This is a genomic window from Streptosporangium sp. H13245 (assembly GCF_055690525.1).
In genome coordinates this window covers 1-20,568 of the sequence record NZ_JBSZKT010000059.1, presented here as the reverse complement: position 1 = coordinate 20,568, position 20,568 = coordinate 1, and the positions used below count along the sequence as shown (strand labels likewise).

Genomic DNA, 20,568 nt, shown 5'->3' with positions numbered 1-20,568 from the left:
CCGCCTGGCACCTCCCCCGCCCAAAGGACCCTTCGTGATCAGACCACCCGCCTGGCTCGCCCTCGCCACGGCCGCCGCCCTGGTGACCCTGACCCCCTTGCCCGCGGCCGCAGACGGCCCAGAACAGATCGTCAACGGCACCTTCGACACCGGCACCGCCCCCTGGTGGAGCACCGGCAACACCGCCCTGGAGGTCGAGGGGGGCCGCCTGTGCGCCGACGTCCCCGGCGGCACCGCCAACCCGTGGGACGTCATCGTCGGCCAGAACGACATCCCCCTGGTCAAGGACGAGACGTACGAGTTCTCCTTCTTCGGGATCGCGACGCCCGGCCGGGTGGCCAAGGCCCTCGTCCAGCTCCCGGTGGACCCCTACACGCAGTACCTGTCGGCCAACCCCGAGCTGAGCGTGTCCGGCAACGACTACCGCTACACCTTCACCTCGCCCGTGGACCTGCCGGGCGCGCAGGTGGTGTTCCAGCTCGGGGGCAGCGCCACCCCGTGGAGGTTCTGCGTGGACAACGTCTCCCTGAAGGGCGGGGCCGAGCCCGACGTCTACGAGCCCGACACCGGGCCCCGCGTCCGGGTGAACATGGTCGGCTACCTGCCCTCGGGACCGAAGAACGCCACCCTCGTCACCGAGGGCACGGAGCCGGTCGCCTGGAAACTCAGGCGCGCCGGGGAGATCGTCGCCGAGGGGGAGACCGTCCCGCGCGGCGTCGACGGCAGCTCCGGCCAGAACACGCACTCGATCGACTTCGGCACGGTCACCGCGCCCGGCACCGGCTACACGCTGGAGGCCGACGGCGAGACCAGCCGCCCCTTCGACATCGGCGCGGACGTCTACGGCGAGCTCAAGGCCGACGCGCTGAAGTTCTACTACACCCAGCGCAGCGGCATCGCGATCCTCGACGACCTCCGCCCCGGCTACGGGAGGCCAGCCGGGCACATCGGGGTCGCCCCCAACCGGGGTGACGTCGCGGTGCCCTGCCAGCCGGGCGTCTGCGACTACACGCTGAACGTCAAGGGCGGCTGGTACGACGCGGGCGACCACGGCAAGTACGTCGTCAACGGCGGCATCTCCGTCCACCAGCTGATGTCCGCCTTCGAACGCGCCAAGGCCGACGGCGTCCACAAGGACGGCGACCTCGACATCCCCGAGAGCGGCAACGGGGTGCCCGACATCCTCGACGAGGCCCGCTGGGAGCAGGAGTTCCTGCTCAGCATGCAGGTCCCCGACGGCAAGCCGTACGCGGGAATGACCCACCACAAGATCCACGACGCCGCGTGGACCGGGCTGCCCCTCCTGCCCCACCTGGACCCCCAGCCCCGCGAGCTGCACCCGGTCTCCACCGCCGCCACCCTCAACCTCGCCGCCACCGGGGCCCAGGCGGCCCGCCTCTTCGCCCCGTACGACGCCGCGTTCGCCGCGCGCAACCTCGCGGCGGCGAAGAAGGCCTGGACGGCGGCGAAGGCCAACCCCGCGCGGTACGCGGACCCGGCGGACGGCGTGGGCGGCGGCGCCTACAACGACGGCGACGTGACCGACGAGTTCTACTGGGCCGCCGCCGAGCTCTATCTCGCCACCGGCGAGAAGGAGTTTAGGGACCATGTGCTCGCCTCCCCGCACCACACCGGCGACATCTGGCGCGAGCGCGGCTTCGACTGGGGCAACACCGCCCAGCTCGGCCGCCTGCAGCTGGCGTCCGTGCCCAGCGCGCTCCCCGACCGGGCGCGGGTGCGACGGTCGGTCCTGGAGGGCGCCGACAAGTATCTCGCCGTCCAGAAGGCCCACCCGTACGGCGTCCCGTACAACCCGCCCGACTACGACTGGGGTTCCAACAACCTGGTGCTCAACAACATGGTCGTGATGGCCGTCGCCCATGACCTGAGCGGTGCGGCGAAATACCGCGACGGGGTGCTGGAGGGGCTGGACTACCTCTTCGGGCGCAACGCCCTGAACCAGTCGTACGTGACCGGCTACGGCGAGGTCGCCTCGAAGAACCAGCACAGCCGCTGGTACGCCCACCAGCTCGACCCGTCCCTGCCCAACCCGCCGCGCGGCACCCTGGCCGGAGGCCCCAACTCCGCCATCCAGGACCCGGTGGCCCAGGCCAAGCTGCGGGGCTGCAAGCCCCAGTTCTGCTACATCGACGACATCGAGTCGTGGGCCACCAACGAGCTGACGATCAACTGGAACTCCCCGCTCGCCTGGATCGCCTCCTACCTCGCCACCCCCGCCACTCCCGGCCCGTGCGAGGTCACCTACACCAACCACGGCCAGTGGCCGGACGGGTTCAACACCCAGGTCACCGTCACTAACACCGGTACCAAGGCCATCGACGGCTGGACCCTCCGCTGGTCCTTCCTCGGCGGCCAGACCGTACGGCGGCACTGGAGCGCGGCCCTCACCCAGGACGGCGCGACCGTGACCGCCGGGAACCTCGCCTGGAACAAGACCATCAGGCCCGGCGGCTCGGTCACCTTCGGCTTCATCGGCGCCGACGCCCCCGGCCCCAACCCCAAACCCGAACGCTTCCTCCTCAACGGCGGTCTCTGTACGTGACCGGTGCGGGGCGGCCGTCTCCGGGCGGCCGCCCCGCGCTCTCTCAGACTCTCCGGCGCACGATCTGCTCGATCGCGGCCATCAGGCCCTGGTCGTCGATCAGCGGCGGTCCGCCGTCGTCACCGCAGCAGGACGGCTTCGCATGAGCGGCCTCGGCTCGATGACCCGCGCGGCCGGGCAGGTCGAACGCCTCCTCCAGGAACGCGTAGGGGTCCGTGCGGTTGTCGTGCCTCTCCAGGAGCAGGAACAGGACGGTGTCCACCTCCGGGAAGGAGATGATCAGCCGCCAGCCGTCGGAAAGCCTGATCACGCAGAATCGTGGCCAGTTCCCCGGGCCGGACAGACGGTAGTGCGCCGCGGCACAGCCCCGCCGCGACACCTCCCCGTGCACCCGGACGAACGCCTCTCGCACCCGCCGGGGAGTCCCGGCGTCGCGCACGACGGCGTCGACGCTCTTGGCGACCAGGATCCCGAACCGCGGGAGCTCCACGGGGACCTCGCCCCGGCGCTTCCTCTTGCTCACGGACCGAGCAGCTTCTTGAGATCGTCCTCGTCGTACTCGACGAGGTCACCGGTCATCTGCGCGGCGTCCTGAGCCCTTTCGAGCAGGTCGCGGTCCCTCAGGGCATCGATGATCCGCGCCAGCCGACGCCGTCCGGATTCGCCCTGCTGCGTTTCACGGACGACGGCCAGAACCTCGGCCAGCGAGGTGGCGGAAATCCTGGTCACCTTCTCACCGGGCACGGCCCGCAGGACGCCGTGCGCCATCCACGAGCGGACGGTGGGCACGCTCACGCCGAGCAGCTCGGCCGCGCACGCCAGTTTCACCGCCGACGGGCGCGGCCCCTGGTCGTGCCGGAGCGACATCCGCCGGATCGTCGCCTGCAGGGCGCGGTCCGACGTGCGGCATCGGGCCAGCGACAGGAGATCGGCGAGATCTTCCACGATCAGTCGAGCTTGCTCATCACGTTCGCCCACGCCCCCAGGGTACCTTTCTTTCAAATACAGCGCTGTATTTGAAAGAAAAACCGCAAGAGGAGGAGTCGCGGGAGCCCTAAACTGGGGCGGTGATCGAGGACATCCGGGTGGATCCCGCCGTCAGTGCGCTCAGGCCCGACTTCGGGGTGCTGGTGATGGGGGTGTACGGGCTGCGTAATGGGCCCACGGACGACAGGTCGCGGGCCTGGCTGGCCGAGGCGGCGGAGAAGGCCGTGGCCGTCGACGACCCGAGGATCGAGGCGTGGCGGGAGGCGTACCGGGGGTTCGGGGCGAAACCGCAGCGGACCAGGCCGTCGGTGGACGCGCTGGTGCGGCGGATGCCGCCGCCGGAGATCAACCGGGTGGTCGACGCCTACAACGCGATCAGCATCAGGCACGGCCTGCCGATCGGCGGGGAGGATCTGACCCGCTACGAGGGGACGGCGCGGCTGGTGCGCGCGAACGGCGACGAGCCGTTCGAGATCGTCGAGAAGGGCGAGCCCGCGATCGACCACCCGGAGACCGGCGAGGTCGTCTGGCGCGACGACAGGGGTGTCACCTGCCGCCGGTGGAACTGGCGGCAGTGCGTCCGCACCCGGATCACCGAGGAGACGACGGACGCGCTGTTCCTGCTGGAGCGGCTCGCGCCCCTGTCCGCGGAGGAGCTTCGCGCGGCCGGGGACGAGCTGGCCGGGCTGCTCGAAGATGTCACCCCGGGGATACGGGTGGAGTCTCGACTCGTCTGGCCGGGCTGATCGCGCCCGCCGGATCGGGCTGACCAGCGCCTGAGTGGGCAAACAGTTACCCGGTGGCTGACCGTTTTAACCCATACTGAGAGGATCGGCAAGGAAGCTGCCGTCAGACTGGCGCAGGTCCGAGCCGAGGCGAGTAGCCTTGGACAGGTTCTCTATCATCAACGCCGATCTGCGGAAGAGGGCGATTTCCGCCGTGTCGTCTGAGTCGTCGCGGACAAACCCGCTGGCAGCCTTTGGTCAGAACGAATGGCTTGTCGACGAGCTGTACCAGAAGTACCTCCAGGATCCCGAGTCGGTCGACCGGGCCTGGTGGAACTTCTTTGCCGACTACACCCCTGATTCCTCGGGGTCCGGCCGTACCGCGCCCCAGGGCGCGGCCGCCGCCGCGCCTCCACCGACATCCGCTGCGCCCTCGGCCCCCCAGGCTGCGGCTCAGGCCCCCAAGGCCCCCGTGGCGACGACCCCAGCGTCGGCGGTGGCCAAGCCCGCCCCGGCGGCCCAACCCAAGCAGGAGACGCAGTTGCCCGCCGCCGCCGGTGCCGAGGAAGTCCGACTACGCGGCGCCGCCGCGAGGACAGCGGCCAACATGGAGGCCAGCCTCGTTGTCCCGACGGCGACCAGTGTGCGCGCGGTCCCGGCGAAGCTGCTCATCGACAACCGGATCGTGATCAACAACCACCTGTCGCGCGGTCGCGGCGGCAAGGTGTCGTTCACGCACATCATCGGCTACGCGGTGATCAAGGCCCTCAAGGTCCTGCCGGAGATGAACCACTCCTACACCGAGGCCGACGGCAAGCCGGTGCTGGTCAAGCCCGAGCACGTCAACCTGGGCCTGGCCATCGACGTCGCCAAGAGCGACGGCACCCGCCAGCTCCTGGTCCCGTCGATCAAGGCCACCGAGCGGATGGACTTCCGCCAGTTCTGGGTCGCGTACGAAGAGGTCGTGCGCAAGGCCAGGGCGGGCAAGCTGGGGGTCGACGACTTCAGCGGCACGACGATCTCGCTGACCAACCCGGGCACCATCGGCACCGTGCACTCGGTGCCGCGCCTGATGCCGGGACAGGGCACGATCATCGGCGTCGGCGCGATGGAGTACCCCGCCGAGTACCAGGGCGCCTCCCCCGACACGCTCTCCCGCCTCGCGGTGAGCAAGGTCATGACGATCACCAGCACGTACGACCACCGCATCATCCAGGGCGCCCAGTCGGGCGACTTCCTGCGGCAGGTCCACCGGCTGCTGCTCGGCGAGGACGGCTTCTACGACGAGATCTTCGAGGCCCTCCGGATCCCGTACGAGCCGATCCGCTGGGTCCAGGACATCTCGACCACCCACGACGACGACGTGGCGAAGTCGGCCAGGGTCATCGAGCTGATCCACGCCTTCCGGGTCCGCGGCCACCTCATGGCCGACACCGACCCGCTGGAGTACAAGCAGCGCAAGCACCCCGACCTCGACATCAAGTCGCACGGCCTGACCCTGTGGGACCTGGAGCGCGAGTTCGCCACCGGCGGCTTCGGCGGCCGGCCCCTGATGAAGCTGCGCGAGATCCTCGGCGTGCTGCGCGACTCCTACTGCCGCACCATCGGCGTCGAGTACATGCACATGCAGAACCCCGAGGAGCGGGCCTGGATCCAGGCGCGCATCGAGCGGCCGCACGCCAAGCCCGACCGCGAGGAGCAGCTGCGCGTCCTGGAGCGGCTGAACACCGCCGAGGCGTTCGAGACGTTCCTGCAGACGAAGTTCGTCGGGCAGAAGCGCTTCTCGCTGGAGGGCGGCGAGTCGCTGATCCCGCTGCTCGACTCGGTGCTGAGCTCCGCGGCCGAGGAGCGGCTCGACGAGGCCGTGGTCGGCATGGCCCACCGCGGGCGCCTCAACGTGCTGGCCAACATCGTCGGCAAGTCGTACGGGCAGATCTTCGGCGAGTTCGAGGGCAACATCGACCCGCGCAGCGCCCACGGCTCCGGCGACGTGAAGTACCACCTGGGCGCCGGCGGCGACTTCGTCTCGCCCGACGGCTCCAAGCTCAAGACCTCGGTCGTGGCCAACCCCTCCCACCTGGAGACGGTCGACCCGGTCCTGGAGGGCGTGGTCCGCGCCAAGCAGGACCTCCTGGAGCGCGGCGAGGAGGGCTTCACGGTCCTGCCCGTCCTCGTCCACGGCGACGCGGCCTTCGCGGGCCAGGGCGTGGTGGCCGAGACGCTCAACTTGTCGCAGCTGCGCGGCTACCGCACCGGCGGCACCGTGCACATCGTGGTCAACAACCAGGTCGGCTTCACCACCAGCCCGGCCAGCTCGCGTTCCAGCGTGTACGCCACCGACGTGGCCCGGATGATCCAGGCCCCGATCTTCCACGTCAACGGGGACGACCCCGAGGCCGTGGTCAGGGTCGGCAGGCTCGCGTTCGAGTACCGCCAGGCGTTCCGCAAGGACGTGGTGATCGACCTCATCTGCTACCGGCGCCGGGGTCACAACGAGGCCGACAACCCGGGCTTCACCCAGCCGCTGATGTACGACCTGATCGACGCCAAGCGCTCCACCCGCAAGCTCTACACCGAGGCGCTGATCGGCCGGGGCGACATCACGGTGGAGGAGGCCGAGGGCGCGCTCCGCGACTACCAGGCCAAGCTGGAGAACGCCTTCGCCGAGACCCGCGCGGCGGCCAAGGACCCGACGGGCGAGTTCTCCCGCCCGGTCGACATGGAGAACGTCCCCTGGTCGCACGAGGACGTCAAGACGGCCATCTCCGAGGAGACCGTCAAGCGGATCGTGGAGACCCAGCTCAACATGCCCGAGGGCTTCACCGTCCACCCGCGCCTGCTGCCGGTGCTGCAGCGCCGCGGGCAGATGGTCGCCGAGGACCACATCGACTGGGGCATGGGCGAGACCCTGGCCTTCGGGTCGCTGCTGATCGACGGCCACCCGGTCCGCCTCGTCGGCCAGGACTCGCGGCGCGGCACGTTCACCCAGCGGCACGCGGTGCTGGTCGACCGCGTCACGGGCGAGGAGCACACCCCGCTCAAGACGTTCAACCAGGGCACCACGAAGTTCTACGTCTACGACTCCCTGCTGAGCGAGTACGCCGCGCTCGGCTTCGAGTACGGCTACAGCGTGGAGCGGCCCGAGGCGCTGGTCGCCTGGGAGGCGCAGTTCGGCGACTTCGTCAACGGCGCCCAGTCGATCATCGACGAGTACCTCACCTCGGGCGAGCAGAAGTGGGGCCAGCGCTCCGGCGTCACCCTGCTGCTGCCGCACGGCTACGAGGGGCAGGGGCCCGACCACTCCTCGGCCCGCATCGAGCGCTTCCTGCAGATGTGCGCCCAGGACAACATGACCGTGGCGCAGCCCACGGTCCCGGCCAACTACTTCCACCTGCTGCGCTGGCAGACGCTGTCGAACCGGCACCGCCCGCTGGTGGTGTTCACGCCCAAGTCGCTGCTGCGGCACAAGGCGGCGATCTCGGCGGTCGGCGACTTCACCTCGGGGTCGTTCCAGCCGGTGCTGGGCGACATCACGGCCCCCCCGGCCGACGTCCGCAAGGTCGTGCTGGTCTCCGGCAAGCTCTACTACGACCTGGCGGCGGCCCGTGACAAGCAGGGCCGCAACGACGTGGCGATCGTCCGCCTTGAGCGGCTCTACCCGTTCCCCGGCGACCCGCTGGAGACCGAGCTGAGCCGCTACGCCGCCGACATCGAGCTGGTGTGGGCGCAGGACGAGCCGCTCAACATGGGCCCGTGGCCGTTCCTGGCGCTCAAGATGGCCGAGAACCCGGGTGTCTTCGGGGGGCGTTCGATCAAGCGGGTCTCCCGCAAGGCCAACTCCTCCCCGGCGACCGGCTCGCACTCCACCCACGACGCCGAGCTGCAGCAGATGCTGGGCGAGATCTTCAACTAGACGACCGGCCACCGGCCGGTCCGAGGCAGGCGTCACCCTGGAAGTCCCCCGCAGGAACCTCTGCGGGGGACTTCCCCGTTGTTCGTGAGTGACCACGACGTCATCGGCGTCGTCAGAGGAGAACGTGATGTACTTCACCGACCGGGGTATCGAGGAGCTCGTCGCCCGCAGGGGCGAGGAGGAGGTCACCGTCGTGTGGCTGGCCGAACGCCTGCGCGAGTTCGTCGACCTGAACCCCGACTTCGAGACGCCGGTGGAACGGCTGGCCACCTGGCTGGCCCGCCTGGACGACGAGGACGACTGAGAAAAACGCGATATATCTTGACCTTCCGACGGACGCGACATATCGTGTTCAGTACAAGGAGGTCACGTACATGCGGCAATGGACGATCGAGAAACCAGAGCAGCTCACCTTTGACTCCGTGCGGAAGCTCAACGTGCGGATCGTGGCGGGGAAACTGGCGGTGCTGGCCAGCGACGGCCCTCCCACGCTTGAGGTCACCGAGGTCGACAGTCCCCCGTTGCTCGTCACCCACGACGACGACGGCACGCTCACCGTCACCTACAAGGACCTCACCTGGGACGGCCTGCTGGGCTGGCTGCGTCCCGGGCGCCGCAGGGCCACGCTGACACTGACCGTGCCGAAGGACTGCCCGGTCAACGTGGGTGTGGTCTCCGCGTCCGCGGTCGTCGCCGGGTTCGAGGACCGCACCTCGGTCAGGAGCGTGTCGGGGGAGATCGTGCTCGACGGGGTGAGTGGCGAGATCAACGCCGACACCGTCTCCGGCGCCGTGGAGAGCCGCGGCCTGGTGGGCGACCTGTCGTTCAAGAGCATCTCCGGCGAGCTGACCGTGGCCCAGGGCACGCCCCGGCGGCTGAGCGTCACCACCGTCTCCGGCCGGGTCACCGCCGATCTGGAACTCCCGCCGACCGGCCACGTCACGATGAACAGCGTCTCCGGCGACATCGTGCTCCGGCTCCCGTACACGGTCGAGACCGATGTCAAGATCCGTTCCACCTCGGGCAGGCTCGACACCGGCTTCACCGAGCTCGACCACTCCGTCCAGCCCGGCGCGAAGACGCTGAGCGGCCGGATCGGCGGCGGCATGGCGTCGCTGTCGGCCAACACCGTCTCCGCCGACGTCACTCTCCTGAAGGGATCTCAGGCATGAGCCCGGTCTTCGGCCACGGAAGGCTCCGGCTCTATCTCCTGAAGCTGCTGGAGGAGAGCCCGCGCCACGGCTACGAGGTGATCCGGCTGCTCCAGGACCGCTTCCTCGGCGTCTACTCCCCCTCCCCCGGCACGATCTACCCGCGCCTGGCCCGCCTGGAGGAGGAGGGCCTGGTCACCCACGAGGTCGTGGACGGCAAGAAGGTCTTCACCATCAGCGACCGGGGCCGCGACGAGCTCAACGAGCGGCTCGACGAGCTCGCCGACCTGGAGCAGGAGATCTCCGACTCCGTCCGCGACATCGCCCGCGAGGTCAAGGAGGACGTGCGCGACACGGTCAGGTCGCTGCGCGAGGAGCTCACCCAGATGGCGCGCGACGTACGCCAGGATCCCGAGCAGGACCCGCGCACGGCCTGGCGCGAGCAGAAGACGGAGTGGAAGCGCCAGAAGCACGAGTGGCGACGCCAGACCGACGAGTGGAAGGACGAGTGGAAGCGCGTCTGGGCCGACGGCTTCACCGGCGAGGGGTCACCCGCCGGAGACGCCAGGCTCGGGCAGATGCTGGCCGAGTTCGTCGAGGAGGTCCGCAGGGACGCGTCGGCCGCGCAGGTCAGCGAGGAGACCCTGGCGACCGCCCAGGACGCCCTGTACGACGCGGCCCGCCGCATCCGCGACGCGCTCCGGTGATCGTCCCCTGGTGATCGCCCTCCGGTGACCGCTGCGATCGCGGCGACGCGTCGTACGACGCCCGCCGGGTGCGGCACACCGCGACCGGCGGCCGCCGCGAGGCGGCGCGCACGGCACGTGGATGAGCCATCGCGTGACGGTGCCGGGGAAGGCCAGCGCCCTCGGGCCGGGTGAGCCGCGCCCGCGTGGACGGGCCACCGCCGCGCCCGGGTGAGCCGCACCCCGGGCCCGCCGGGCTCATCCCGGCGGGGCTTGTCCCGGCGTCCCGGCTAGATCCGTCGCGGCGGGGCTCATCCCGGCGTCCCGGCAGGGCCCGTCCCGGCAGGGGTCACCCCGGCGTCCCGGTGGGGTCCGTCTCGGCGGGGCTCACCTCGGCGTACCGGCAAGGCTCGCCCCGGCGGCCCGGCAGGGTTTGTCCCGGCGGAGGTCATCCCGGCAGGACTTATCCCGGCAGGGTGAAGACGACCTTCCCGAAGAGGTCGCCCTCGTGCATGGCCGCGAAGCCCTCGCGGGCCTCGGCCAGCGGGAGGACACGGTCGATCAGCGGGCGAGTGCCGGTCTGCTCCATGAAGCGGGCCAGCCTGCCCAGCTGGTCGCGGGTGCCCATGGTGGAGCCGACCACCGACAGCTGCAGGAAGAAGACGCGGTTCAGGTCGGCGGGCGGGACCGCGCCGCTGGTCGCGCCGGAGATCACGATCCGGCCGCCGGGACGCAGCGCCCGCAGCGAGTGCCCCCAGGTGGCCTGGCCGACGGTCTCCATCACCGCGTCGACCCGCTCGGGCAGCCGGGCACCGTCCTCGAACGCCTGGTCGGCGCCCAGCTCCAGGGCCCGCGCCCGCTTCTTCTCCGAGCGGCTGGTCACCCAGACCCGGTATCCTCCGGCCCGGCCCAGCAGGATCAGCGCGGTGGCCACCCCGCCGCCCGCCCCCTGGACCAGCACCGTCGAGCCCGGCTCAAGCCCGGCCTTGTCGAACAGCATGCGGTACGCGGTCAGCCAGGCCGTCGGCAGGCAGGCGGCCTCCTCGAAGCTGAGCGCGGCGGGCTTGGGCACCAGGTTGCGCCGGGGCACGGTGACCCGCTCGGCGAAGGTGCCGTCGTGTTTCTCCGAGAGCAGGGAGCGCTTCGGGTCGAGCGTCTCGTCGGCACCGCTGCCGATCACCGCGTGCACGATGACCTCGTTGCCGTCCTCGTCGAGCCCGGCGGCGTCGGTGCCGAGCACCATCGGGAGTTGCTCCTGGCGGAGACCCACCCCCTGCAGGCTGAACAGGTCGTGGTGGTTGAGCGCGGTGGCCCGCACCGTGACGGTGGTCCATCCGTCGGGGACCTCGGGTTCCGGGCGCTCACCGAGCGTGAGACCGTCGAGGGGATTGTCGGGATCGATCCGCGTGGCGGTTACAGCGAACATGGCCGCACACTACGCCGTCCGCGCGACGATCACCGCGAACGGGGCCCATCCCTCGTACCGTCGCTGATGAACGCCCTGCACACCGCCCGCGCGAAGGACACGGCCGCGCCGCTCACCGCCGTGCGGCGAACAAACGCCCTGTGCGCCGTCCGCGCGGCGAACACGGCCGCGCCGTCCACCGCCCCGGCGAACATCAGGGACGGGGCTGATCCCTTTCACCGTCCCCGGTGAGCGGCCTGTGCGCCGCCACCGTCCCCAGCGAACGTCAGCGCGGAGGGCACACCGCCCGCGACGATCGGGCCGCCGCTATGTCGTCCGTCTGACGGTTATGCCCGCCATGGTCCTCTCGACGTGTCCCTGCTCTCCCGAGGCCGCGACGTACACGCCGTCCTGACAGGTCTCGGCGGAGAAGCGGCGCCGCTGCTCGATGACGGAGAGTTCGATCGCCGCGACGTCGCAGCCGGGGATCGGAGCCAGCACCAGCAGCGTCTCCCTGGCCCCGCCGAACCACAGCTGCGGCCCCAGCGGCTCACCGCGAAGGGTCTCCCCCTGCGTGGCCAGCCGCACCGGGGGTTTGGCGTCGAGCACGAGGTAGCCGCCCCTGGTCACCCTGCCGCTCAGGTTGCGCGCCCAGAGCATGCGCCGCTCGAAGGGCATGCCGTCCTTGAGATCGCGCAGCGCCACGAACCACGGGTCGAACGCGAACAGCAGTACCTCCCCCTCGGCGGGGCTCATGGGGTGCCAGAGCGTGACCCGCTTGGTCAGCCGCCGAATCATCGGCCGTCCCTGGGCGACCCCCGCCGGGCCTCCCGACGGCACGTTCAGCTGCCGGTACGGGCCGGTGTCCCCCTCGATCCGGCCCGACACCGCGGGCCGGACCCCCAGCTTGGCCAGGCCCACCTCAGCCGGGTAGCTCACCTCGGCCGCCGATCCGTCGGGGAAGACCACGTCGATGATCTCCCGGCCGCCCTCCTGGCGAGCCCGCGGATGGAGCACGTTCGGAGCCCGCTCCGCGACGACTCCCGCCTGGGTGGGCACCGGCGGCGGGGAGGGCGGCGGCGGAACCGCGTCCGGCTCCCGGCCCGTCAGCAGGCCCCACGCCACGAGCGCCACCAGCACGGCGGCGGCGAGCCAGAGCCACGGCCCCCTGGGGGACCTCGCCTCGATGATGTCGTGCTGACCACCGGCCACGTCTTCGGCCGCCTCTTGCAGAAGGTACGGTTCTCGGCCCCATCTTCGGGGTTCGGCGGTCTCGGCACCCGGGTCAGTACCGTCACGAATCAGAATCGATGCCCCCGGATGTCACCGCGTCCGTGACCGCGCCCCCGCCATCGAGTACGCCAGGTACGGGGTCCCGTGTCGTTCCGGTGGTGTGTCACGGGACCGGTGTTCCGGGGGCCGCGTCGCGGGGTCCGTGGGGCGGCGTCCGGGTCCCGGGACCTGTGTTCCGGAATTCATCTCACCCCTTATGATCGCCCGGGAGCGTCTCACGGAAAACAGCCGGGAACACCTCGGTGCTTGAACATTCCGAAGGTGCCAGAGTTACTTGAGAAAACTTCGGCAACCATTGTTGCCGATGAGACATCCGGTACCGGCGAGGTCGCTCCACATCCGCACTGAACTGCGGAAATGCCCATTCGTTAAGCTATAACAAATTGCTATTTAAATAACAGGACAGCATCGGACGGAACCATCCCAGACTTTTTCCCGTCAATTCCTGCCGAGCGCTCGATCCAGTCAGTAACGTTCCGATCGTTTTCCCGGCGAGGAGAAGTCCCGTCTCCGCGCTGAGAACGAAAGGAGCTTCATGAATTCCCGAGCACGGCGCCTCACGATCCCCCTCACCGGCGTTCTCATGATCGCCGGAGTGATCGGCGCCACCACCGGTGCCAACGCCGGTACGGCCCCCAAGGACGTGGTCAGTTCCCAGGCCTCGGAGACGGCCAACCAGGCCACCTCCTTCTGGTCGCCCGAGCGCATGCGCAAGGCCACGGACGCCACCGGCGACCTCGACCTGAGCGTCAAGGGCGGCAAGGCCTCCAGCGCCGCGGGCCCCGACGGCCCCGGCGGGTCGGTCCCGCCGATCGGCGCGGAGGGCGCGAAGTCCTCCAAGAGCAAGCAGGTGAACCTGCCCAACACCGTCGGGCGCGTCTTCTTCACCCTGCCGGGCGCCAACCCGGCGGACCCGAAGAGCTGGAAGTACTGCTCCGGCAGTTCGATCCAGGGCAAGTACCGCAACGTGGTCGCCACCTCCGCGCACTGCGTCTACGACGTGAAGACCAACCAGTTCTACGACAACTGGATCTTCATCCCGTCCTACTGGGACGGCAACCAGGCGTGGGACGGCAAGAACCCCTACGGCATCTACGCGGCCAAGTGGTTCAACGCGCACGACGACTTCGTCGTGAAGGAGGACTACGACTACGACTACGCGTTCGTCAACGTCCACTCCGGGTTCAAGGTGAACTGGGAGAAGGACAAGGACGGCAAGTGGAAGCCGGTCATCAAGACCGTCGGCCGTCTCGGCGACAACGTCGGCGGCCAGGGCTTCGCCTGGAACCAGAAGATCAAGAACCCGGTGTTCTCCTTCGGCTACCCGGCGGGCCTGCACCCCGACGGCGACAAGCCCTACTCCGGCCGCACGATGAAGTGGTGCTACGGCACGACCGGCGCCATGCCGGCCGCGCCGAAGTACAACGTCCAGGAGCACGTCGGCTTCAAGTGCGCCTTCACCGCCGGTGCGAGCGGCGGCCCCTGGATCCACAAGTACAAGAGCTCCAGCCGGACCGGCTACCTGATCGGCGTCAACAGCATCGCCTGGGACACCGACAAGAACGACCGGTACGACAAGATCTCCTCGCCGTACTTCAACAGCGACACCTACAAGGTCTACAAGACCGCGGCCAACCGCTGGACCAACTGATCCGTACCATCGGCCGACCGTAAGGCCATTCGGCCGGCCGGAGTGAACGAGGAGGGCCCGGTCCTGGGACCGGGCCCTTTCTCACACGGGTGATAGCGCGGGCGGCGGCCGGTCACAAACCCGGCCGCCGGACCACCCTAGGGACATCCCGGGAAAACCGGTCAAAACCCCGGCCGCCGAAGCGTCCAGGGAAAGCCGGTTACGACCCCGGCCGCCTGATCGGCCCGGTGGACGTCCCGGGAAGGGCCGTCGCCACGTCGGGGACGTTCCATCCGGTCGCCGGTCTCCGGAGGTCGTCCCCCAGGGCGAAGAGGGAGCCGGTGGCGACCCGCATCGAGCAGAGGCTGCCGTAGGTGTGCTCGAACCGGATGAAACGGTTGTTCCAGATCCCGACGGCGGTCACCGTGACCGGGTCGTACTGCAGCGTGCACGCCACTCCCGCCCTCGGCCTGAGCCTGGCGGGGTCGCCCCGCACCTCGGCCACCGCCTCGCACGCGCGGACCGCGTCGGGATGGGTGCCGCCGGGCCGGTCGCACAGCAGCAGGGCGTGACCCGTCACGGGCTGGGGCTTGTCTCCTCGCGCGAAGCTCAGCACGAGCACCTTGGCGTTGCGCGGGGGCCTGGCCGTGGGGAACGGTTCCACCGGTCCGAGCATGGTCTGGCCGGGCTCGCCCGGATGCGGCGGAAGCGGTCTCGTCACCTGTGGCCCCCAGTCACCGGGACGAGGGAACGGCCGCGTCTCCTGCGACCCGGGAGCGGGATCGCGGGGCGGCGGTGTGGACGCCGCGGCCGTACCCGAGAGCTGGAAGAGGCCGACAACGGCCAGGCAGAGAAGACGCCGCATGAGATCCCCCGAAGACGTGTGACGCGGATGCCGGCTCAGCCTGCCCCCGGTCGCGCTCGCGGGACAGCCACCATCCCCGGTGTTTCCGCAGTTCATACGGTCGCATGACCCGCACGGTACATCTCGATCAAGCGAAGGTAGATCAGACGGGCCCCGAGGATTCCCGGTTCCCTCGATTTGATAACAAAAACATAACGGTCCGACTGGTTGCCCGTTTTATAGCTTTTTAACCCATCTTTGCCGAGTACGGTCACCTCTTGTCTCTTTACGCATGCGTGGGTTGCGTCCCGAGTGACCCATGACAAAGAAGGAGCTCCATTGAACTCCCGAGCCAAGCGCCTCATCCTCCCCCTCGGCGGTGCCCTCGCCGCCGCCGCGATGATCGGCGGCTCCCTCCCCGCCACCGCCCAGGCGAGCACGGCCGACCCCGACGTCAAGTCCTCGGCGCTCACCCCCTCCGGTAACGCGAAGGCCATCGCGGGCTACTGGACCGCCTCGAAGCTCAAGGCGGCGACGACCTACCTCTCCGACTCCACCGTCTCGGCCAAGCTGACCAAGACCGGTGCCGCCAGGGCCGCCGCCGACGGCAAGCCCGGCGTCGTCGCCCCGACCGGCGAGGGCGGCAAGAGCGCCGGCCAGTCGAAGAACGTGAACCTCCCGATCACCGTCGGCAAGGTCTTCTTCGTCGACGACAAGGGCAAGGAGCGTTGGTGCTCCGGCAGCTCCGTGCAGTCGAACTTCCGCAACCTGGTCGCCACCGCGGGCCACTGTGTCTACGACACCGACACGAACAAGCCGTTCGGCAACTTCGTGTTCATCCCCGGCTACTACCAGGGCAAGGCCCCCTGGGGCATCTACGTCGGCGCCAAGGTCAACACCCACGACGACTTCACGGTCTACGAGGACTACGACTACGACTACGCCTTCGTCAACGTCTACAACGGCATCAAGCAGCAGCCCGAGAAGGAGGTCGACTACAAGACCTTCAAGGCGCACGTCGACAAGGGCGGCGTGGGCCGTGAGGCCGCCACCACGGTCGACTTCGAGACCTACGACAAGTGGACCCAGAAGGGCGGCCTGGGCAAGGTCGAGAACGTCTCCTCCGAGGACGAGGTCGGCGCCCAGTACAAGGGTGCCCTCGCCGTCGCGGCCGAGACCGACAAGTGGACCTGGGAGAAGATCTCCGGCGAGGTCTACGGCCTGAAGGACGACAAGGTCACCCTCAAGGGCCAGACGCTGCCGCAGGCCGACTGGCCCAAGGCCGGCGCCAAGGTCGAGACCCGCGTCGAGAACGTCACCAAGACCGAGTACGACGCCTACAAGGGTCTTGGCTACCGGAAGATTGACGACAAGGGCAACTACACCATCACGTACTACTTCGTGGTGAAGTACATCAAGAAGACCGCGTCTGTGAAGTACGTGATCTTCCGCCACTACATCTCGACGGTGGCCGACGCCGGCCGTCTCGGCGACAACGTCGGCGGCCAGGGCTTCAGCTGGAACCAGAAGCTGGGCAAGAAGGTCTTCACGTTCGGTTACCCGACCTCGGCCCACCTCGACGGCAACAAGCCGTACTCCGGCCACACCCAGAAGTGGTGCTACGGCACGACCGCCGCGGCGCCCGTCGTGTCGGCCTACAAGGCCGAGGAGCACCAGGCGATCAAGTGCGCCTTCACCCCCGGCGCCAGTGGCGGCCCCTTCCTGCTGCAGTACAAGAACAGCAAGCGGACCGGCTACCTCAACGGTGTCGTGAGCCTGACGGTCGACAGCGACGGCAACAAGCGCTACGACCGCGTCACCACCCCGTACTTCAACGGTGACACGTACGGCATCTACAAGCACGCCGCCAACCTCTGGACCGGGAAGCTCCCCGCCTAGACACGGGCTTCGTGAACGAGGAAGGGCCCGGTGCACGCCGGGCCCTTTTCCACCTTCACGGGCTGCTTATACACCTTCAGCCACACTGGCTAGATAACAGAGTAAGAGCGGATCGGTCCAACGAACTGCCCAAAATCAAGTTGATCTGGAAAAATCACCCCTTGCGCCTCTGGTAGCCACCTGAAACTCCCGGTCCCCCGAAAGGATCCCCCATGTCCTCCCGCGCTCGGCGGCTCACGGCCACACTCGGCGGGCTGGTCACCGCCTGTGTGACCATGACATCCGCGTTCGCCGGGAGCGCCGCGGCCAGCCCGATGTACGGGGTGCCCAACGGGATCACCTCGATCACCCTGACCAAGAGCAGCGCCGACATGAAGCGGATCGCGGAGTACTGGAGCCCGGCCAGGCTCAAGCAGGCCATGGACAACGTGCCGGCCACCCCCGGCAGCCCTCCCTCCTCCGCTTCTCCCTCTTCCGCGTCCCCCTCCTCCGGCGGCCCCACGGGGAGCGCCACACCGGGAAGCGCCACGGCCACCGCGGCGTCCGGCATCGGGGAGGCCACGACCGGGGAGGCCGCCGCGACCACCGCGACCACCGGCGGGAAGAGCTCCACCGCGTCCGGGAGTTCCTCGCCGGTCGTCAGGCCCACCCTGCCGAAGAAGCGGACCCCGGCCTCCGGCAGCTCGCCGATGACCGTGGGCAAGGTGTTCTTCCGGATCGGCGCCAAGGACTACTGGTGCTCCGCCTCCTCGGTGGCGGCGACCAACCGCAACCTGGTCGCGACGGCCGGGCACTGCGCCTACGACGCCAAGACGGGCAGCCAGGCCGAATACTGGATCTTCATCCCCGGCTACGACAAGGGCAACGCCCCGTACGGGATCTACGTCGGGCACTCGCTCAACCTGCACGAAGACTTCGTCGGCAAGGGCGACTACGACTACGACTACGCGTTCGTCACCGTGCACGACGGCTTCAGGTGGAAGGCCGGCAAGACGTCCGGCACCTACGAGATGGAGGGTGTCGGAAGCCTGGAGGACAACGTCGGCGGGCAGGGCCTGGTGACCAACCGCGGCACCGGCCTGTCGACGGTCGCCTTCGGCTACCCCGCCGCCCCGCACCCCGACGGCTACCGTCCCTACGACGGCCAGAAGCTGAAGTGGTGCGACGGACGCACCATCAAGGTGAAGGCCCCCGCCCGCCTGGTGGAGCAGGGCATCGCCCTGACCTGCGGTTTCACCCACGGCGCGAGCGGCGGCCCCTGGCTGGTCTCCTACAACAGCGCGAACGGCGTCGGCTACCTCAACGGCGTCAACAGCTTCGCCTGGGACGTCAGCACCGACCGCAGGTACGACAGGATCTCCTCCCCGTACTTCATCGCGTCGACCTACGTCGTCTATCACTGGGCCGCGACCCAGCAGGCGCCCCGATCATAACGCCGCCTTAAGAGAGGCTTAAGGGACCCTTATGCGGGGTTTGCTCCAGTGATCGCTGCATAGGTTCGTAGCTTGTCGTCCCGCAGTTCCCGGATGTCCGGGAGCGTTGCAGCGCAAGGAGCTCGTCTTTGAAGCACTCTCTTCTCCCCCTCGGTGGCGCCGCAGCCGTCACCGCCCTGCTGGCCACCACCCTGGCCGGCACCGCCCAGGCCGCCCCCGACTGGGCGACCGACCCGATGGCCAGGAACAACGCCTCGGCGGTCTCGGTCATCGACTTCTGGGCGGCGTCGAACTTCGCCGCCCTCAAGAGGGCGACGGTCTACAACCCCGACCCCGGGGCGCCGAATATGAAGGTCGGCGGCGGTTTCTCCCCCGACGGCAGTCCCGGCAGCGTCGGCCCGACCGGCTCACAGAAGCCCACCCCGTCGCTCGCCAAGAACGTGAACCTGCCCAGGACCCTCGGCAAGGTGTTCTTCGTCGTCAACGGCCAGTACCGGTGGTGCTCGGCCACCTCGGTCCAGGGCAGGTACCGCAACCTGGTCGCCACGGCCGGACACTGCGTCTACGACCCGGGCAGCAACAGCGACACCCTTGACAAGTGGGTCTTCGTCCCCGGCTACTACCAGGGCAAGACCCCGTGGGGCATCTACGTCGGCAAGTCGGCGTGGACGCACTTCGACTTCGCCAACTACGAGGACTACGACAAGGACTACGCCTTCGTCACGGTCTACAACGGCGTCGCCTTCAACGGGGTCAAGCAGGTCACCAGGAGTGAGTACAACGGGTTCACCGGGCCCAAGTGGTCACGTGGCTCGCACTACTACATCCTGCTGTCCAAGGACGTCGGCCGTCTCGGCGACAACGTCGGCGCCCAGGGCTTCACCTGGAACCAGAAGACCGGCAAGACCGTCTACGCCTTCGGCTACCCCCAGGCCCCGCACCCCGACGGCGACAGGCCCTACAGCGGCGTGACGCCCAAGTACGTGTACGGGAAGACGTCGGGCAAGGAGTACGTCTCCCCGGCCGAGAAGGTCGAGGAGCACGTCGGCCTCAAGGGCTCCTTCACCCCGGGCGCCGACGGCGGGCCGTGGATCTCGCAGTACAGCAGCTCCAGGCGGCTGGGCCTCGTCAACGGCGTCACCAGCCTGTTCGGCGACCAGGACCAGAACGACCGCTACGACCTCATCACCTCGCCGTACTTCGACGGCGAGACCGCCGACATCTACAGGAAGGCCGCCAACGTGTGGTCCGGCAGGATCGTCGGCCCGAACGGCGAGCTCTACAGGTAGCTCGCGCACCGTGGGGCGAGGGGTTCCCTCGCCTCCTGAACGATCGGCGGGACCCGGCGCGCGGCGCCGGGTCCCGCACCCGTTTCCGGGGGCGGAGAGGCCGATCTCCGGGCCCCGGAGGGCGTCTCGCGGGGCGGTCCGGAAGCCTGTCCGGGCGGGGACGGTCGCGTTAGACGTGCCCGCCCCGAAATCGGTGCCATCAGATTGATGTGATCTGCGTCACACAAGGGTCATGGCTCACGGTAACCGGCCAAACACGCCACATCAGTCACTTTTGCCCCAGGCTTTCGCCCATCTGCGGAAACAACCCGAGTAAGCCTCAACCACAACATCAGCATCAAGGGTGCTCAAACATCACGAAACGGTCTCGGCCCACCAGGTCCGCTGCTTCCCCCTCGAACCGGCTTCCGGTGTTCAAGATCGGCGCTGTATGTTTCTGGCAATCCCTTTACTGACGCATGGGACGCAAGAGGCGTTCCACATCAGACCAAGGAGTTTCCCTTGAAGCGCATCCTCCTCCCCGCCGGTGGCGCCATCCTGGCTACCGGTCTGCTGGCCGCCGGCCTGGCCGGTACCGCCAACGCTGTCCCGGACTGGGCGTACGACACCCTGGCCAAGGACGCCCCGGCGGCGCTCGACGTTGCCGAGTTCTGGCTCGCGGGCAACGGCACGGCCAACAACCTGGCCAAGGCGACTCCCTACACCTGGGAGACCAAGGCCACGCCGAAGCTGAACGCCGGTGGCGGCTAC

The 20,568-nt window shown here is 69.0% G+C and carries 15 protein-coding genes and 1 pseudogene; 11 read left to right on the top strand and 5 right to left on the bottom strand.

Going from position 1 to position 20,568, the window contains the following annotated elements:
* Positions 1-34 precede the first annotated feature (34 nt).
* Positions 35-2,563, top strand: a complete 2,529-nt coding sequence (locus ACW9TB_RS38280; protein ID WP_472753021.1) for a glycoside hydrolase family 9 protein — start codon at positions 35-37, stop codon at positions 2,561-2,563.
* A 43-nt stretch (positions 2,564-2,606) separates the two neighbouring features.
* Here ACW9TB_RS38280 and ACW9TB_RS38275 read toward each other — a convergent pair whose 3' ends face one another.
* Complete coding sequence (locus ACW9TB_RS38275) at positions 2,607-3,086, bottom strand: hypothetical protein (protein ID WP_472753020.1); 480 nt, start codon at positions 3,084-3,086, stop codon at positions 2,607-2,609.
* Positions 3,083-3,541, bottom strand: a complete 459-nt coding sequence (locus tag ACW9TB_RS38270; RefSeq protein ID WP_472753019.1) for a helix-turn-helix domain-containing protein — start codon at positions 3,539-3,541, stop codon at positions 3,083-3,085. Before ACW9TB_RS38270 ends, ACW9TB_RS38275 begins: the two co-directional genes overlap by 4 nt.
* A gap of 89 nt (positions 3,542-3,630) precedes the next feature.
* Between ACW9TB_RS38270 and ACW9TB_RS38265 the strand changes: the two genes are divergently transcribed.
* The 5 genes from ACW9TB_RS38265 (at position 3,631) to ACW9TB_RS38245 (ending at position 10,046) form a co-directional block, all read left to right on the top strand.
* Positions 3,631-4,296 (top strand): B3/B4 domain-containing protein, encoded by a 666-nt coding sequence (locus tag ACW9TB_RS38265; protein ID WP_472753018.1) that lies wholly within the window; start codon positions 3,631-3,633, stop codon positions 4,294-4,296.
* Positions 4,297-4,489: 193 nt separating this feature from the next.
* Positions 4,490-8,188 (top strand): multifunctional oxoglutarate decarboxylase/oxoglutarate dehydrogenase thiamine pyrophosphate-binding subunit/dihydrolipoyllysine-residue succinyltransferase subunit, encoded by a 3,699-nt coding sequence (locus ACW9TB_RS38260; RefSeq protein ID WP_472753017.1) that lies wholly within the window; start codon positions 4,490-4,492, stop codon positions 8,186-8,188.
* A gap of 127 nt (positions 8,189-8,315) precedes the next feature.
* Positions 8,316-8,492, top strand: coding sequence for a DUF6104 family protein (locus ACW9TB_RS38255; protein WP_329094229.1), 177 nt, complete (start codon positions 8,316-8,318; stop codon positions 8,490-8,492).
* A 70-nt stretch (positions 8,493-8,562) separates the two neighbouring features.
* Entirely contained in the window at positions 8,563-9,360 is a 798-nt protein-coding gene (locus ACW9TB_RS38250) for a DUF4097 family beta strand repeat-containing protein (protein WP_472753016.1), read from the top strand.
* The gene (locus ACW9TB_RS38245) at positions 9,357-10,046 is read left to right on the top strand and encodes a PadR family transcriptional regulator (protein WP_472753015.1); all 690 of its coding nucleotides are present in this window, start codon (positions 9,357-9,359) and stop codon (positions 10,044-10,046) included. Before ACW9TB_RS38250 ends, ACW9TB_RS38245 begins: the two co-directional genes overlap by 4 nt.
* Positions 10,047-10,488: 442 nt before the next feature.
* On the opposite strand, the gene ACW9TB_RS38240 is transcribed toward ACW9TB_RS38245, so the two are convergent.
* Both ACW9TB_RS38240 and ACW9TB_RS38235 read right to left on the bottom strand, forming a co-directional pair.
* Positions 10,489-11,451, bottom strand: a complete 963-nt coding sequence (locus tag ACW9TB_RS38240; protein WP_472753014.1) for a zinc-binding dehydrogenase — start codon at positions 11,449-11,451, stop codon at positions 10,489-10,491.
* Between the two features lie 306 nt (positions 11,452-11,757).
* Positions 11,758-12,642 (bottom strand): hypothetical protein, encoded by an 885-nt coding sequence (locus tag ACW9TB_RS38235; protein ID WP_472753013.1) that lies wholly within the window; start codon positions 12,640-12,642, stop codon positions 11,758-11,760.
* 616 nt (positions 12,643-13,258) lie between these two features.
* Between ACW9TB_RS38235 and ACW9TB_RS38230 the strand changes: the two genes are divergently transcribed.
* The gene (locus ACW9TB_RS38230; protein ID WP_472753012.1) at positions 13,259-14,374 is read left to right on the top strand and encodes a trypsin-like serine peptidase; all 1,116 of its coding nucleotides are present in this window, start codon (positions 13,259-13,261) and stop codon (positions 14,372-14,374) included.
* Positions 14,375-14,573: 199 nt separating this feature from the next.
* On the opposite strand, the gene ACW9TB_RS38225 is transcribed toward ACW9TB_RS38230, so the two are convergent.
* Positions 14,574-15,074 (bottom strand): SSI family serine proteinase inhibitor, encoded by a 501-nt coding sequence (locus ACW9TB_RS38225; RefSeq protein WP_472753011.1) that lies wholly within the window; start codon positions 15,072-15,074, stop codon positions 14,574-14,576.
* 462 nt (positions 15,075-15,536) lie between these two features.
* Here ACW9TB_RS38225 and ACW9TB_RS38220 point away from each other — a divergent pair, with 462 nt between their 5' ends.
* The 4 genes and pseudogenes from ACW9TB_RS38220 to ACW9TB_RS38205 all read left to right on the top strand — a co-directional run.
* On the top strand, positions 15,537-17,096 hold the full coding sequence (locus ACW9TB_RS38220; protein WP_472753010.1) for a trypsin-like serine peptidase: 1,560 nt from the start codon (positions 15,537-15,539) through the stop codon (positions 17,094-17,096).
* Between the two features lie 212 nt (positions 17,097-17,308).
* Positions 17,309-18,529, top strand: coding sequence for a trypsin-like serine peptidase (locus ACW9TB_RS38215; RefSeq protein ID WP_472753009.1), 1,221 nt, complete (start codon positions 17,309-17,311; stop codon positions 18,527-18,529).
* Between the two features lie 128 nt (positions 18,530-18,657).
* Positions 18,658-19,818 (top strand): trypsin-like serine peptidase, encoded by a 1,161-nt coding sequence (locus ACW9TB_RS38210; protein WP_472753008.1) that lies wholly within the window; start codon positions 18,658-18,660, stop codon positions 19,816-19,818.
* A gap of 501 nt (positions 19,819-20,319) precedes the next feature.
* Positions 20,320-20,568: pseudogene (locus ACW9TB_RS38205) on the top strand (trypsin-like serine peptidase); the annotation flags it as partial.

What these genes read in the sequence shown, in the direction of transcription:
- ACW9TB_RS38230 (WP_472753012.1), top strand. Translation starts at nt 13,259, where the DNA reads ATGAATTCCCGAGCACGGCGCCTCACGATCCCCCTCACCGGCGTTCTC.
- ACW9TB_RS38250 (WP_472753016.1), top strand. Translation starts at nt 8,563, where the DNA reads ATGCGGCAATGGACGATCGAGAAACCAGAGCAGCTCACCTTTGACTCC.
- ACW9TB_RS38215 (WP_472753009.1), top strand. Translation starts at nt 17,309, where the DNA reads ATGTCCTCCCGCGCTCGGCGGCTCACGGCCACACTCGGCGGGCTGGTC.
- ACW9TB_RS38245 (WP_472753015.1), top strand. Translation starts at nt 9,357, where the DNA reads ATGAGCCCGGTCTTCGGCCACGGAAGGCTCCGGCTCTATCTCCTGAAG.
- ACW9TB_RS38255 (WP_329094229.1), top strand. Translation starts at nt 8,316, where the DNA reads ATGTACTTCACCGACCGGGGTATCGAGGAGCTCGTCGCCCGCAGGGGC.
- ACW9TB_RS38240 (WP_472753014.1), bottom strand. Translation starts at nt 11,451, where the DNA reads ATGTTCGCTGTAACCGCCACGCGGATCGATCCCGACAATCCCCTCGAC.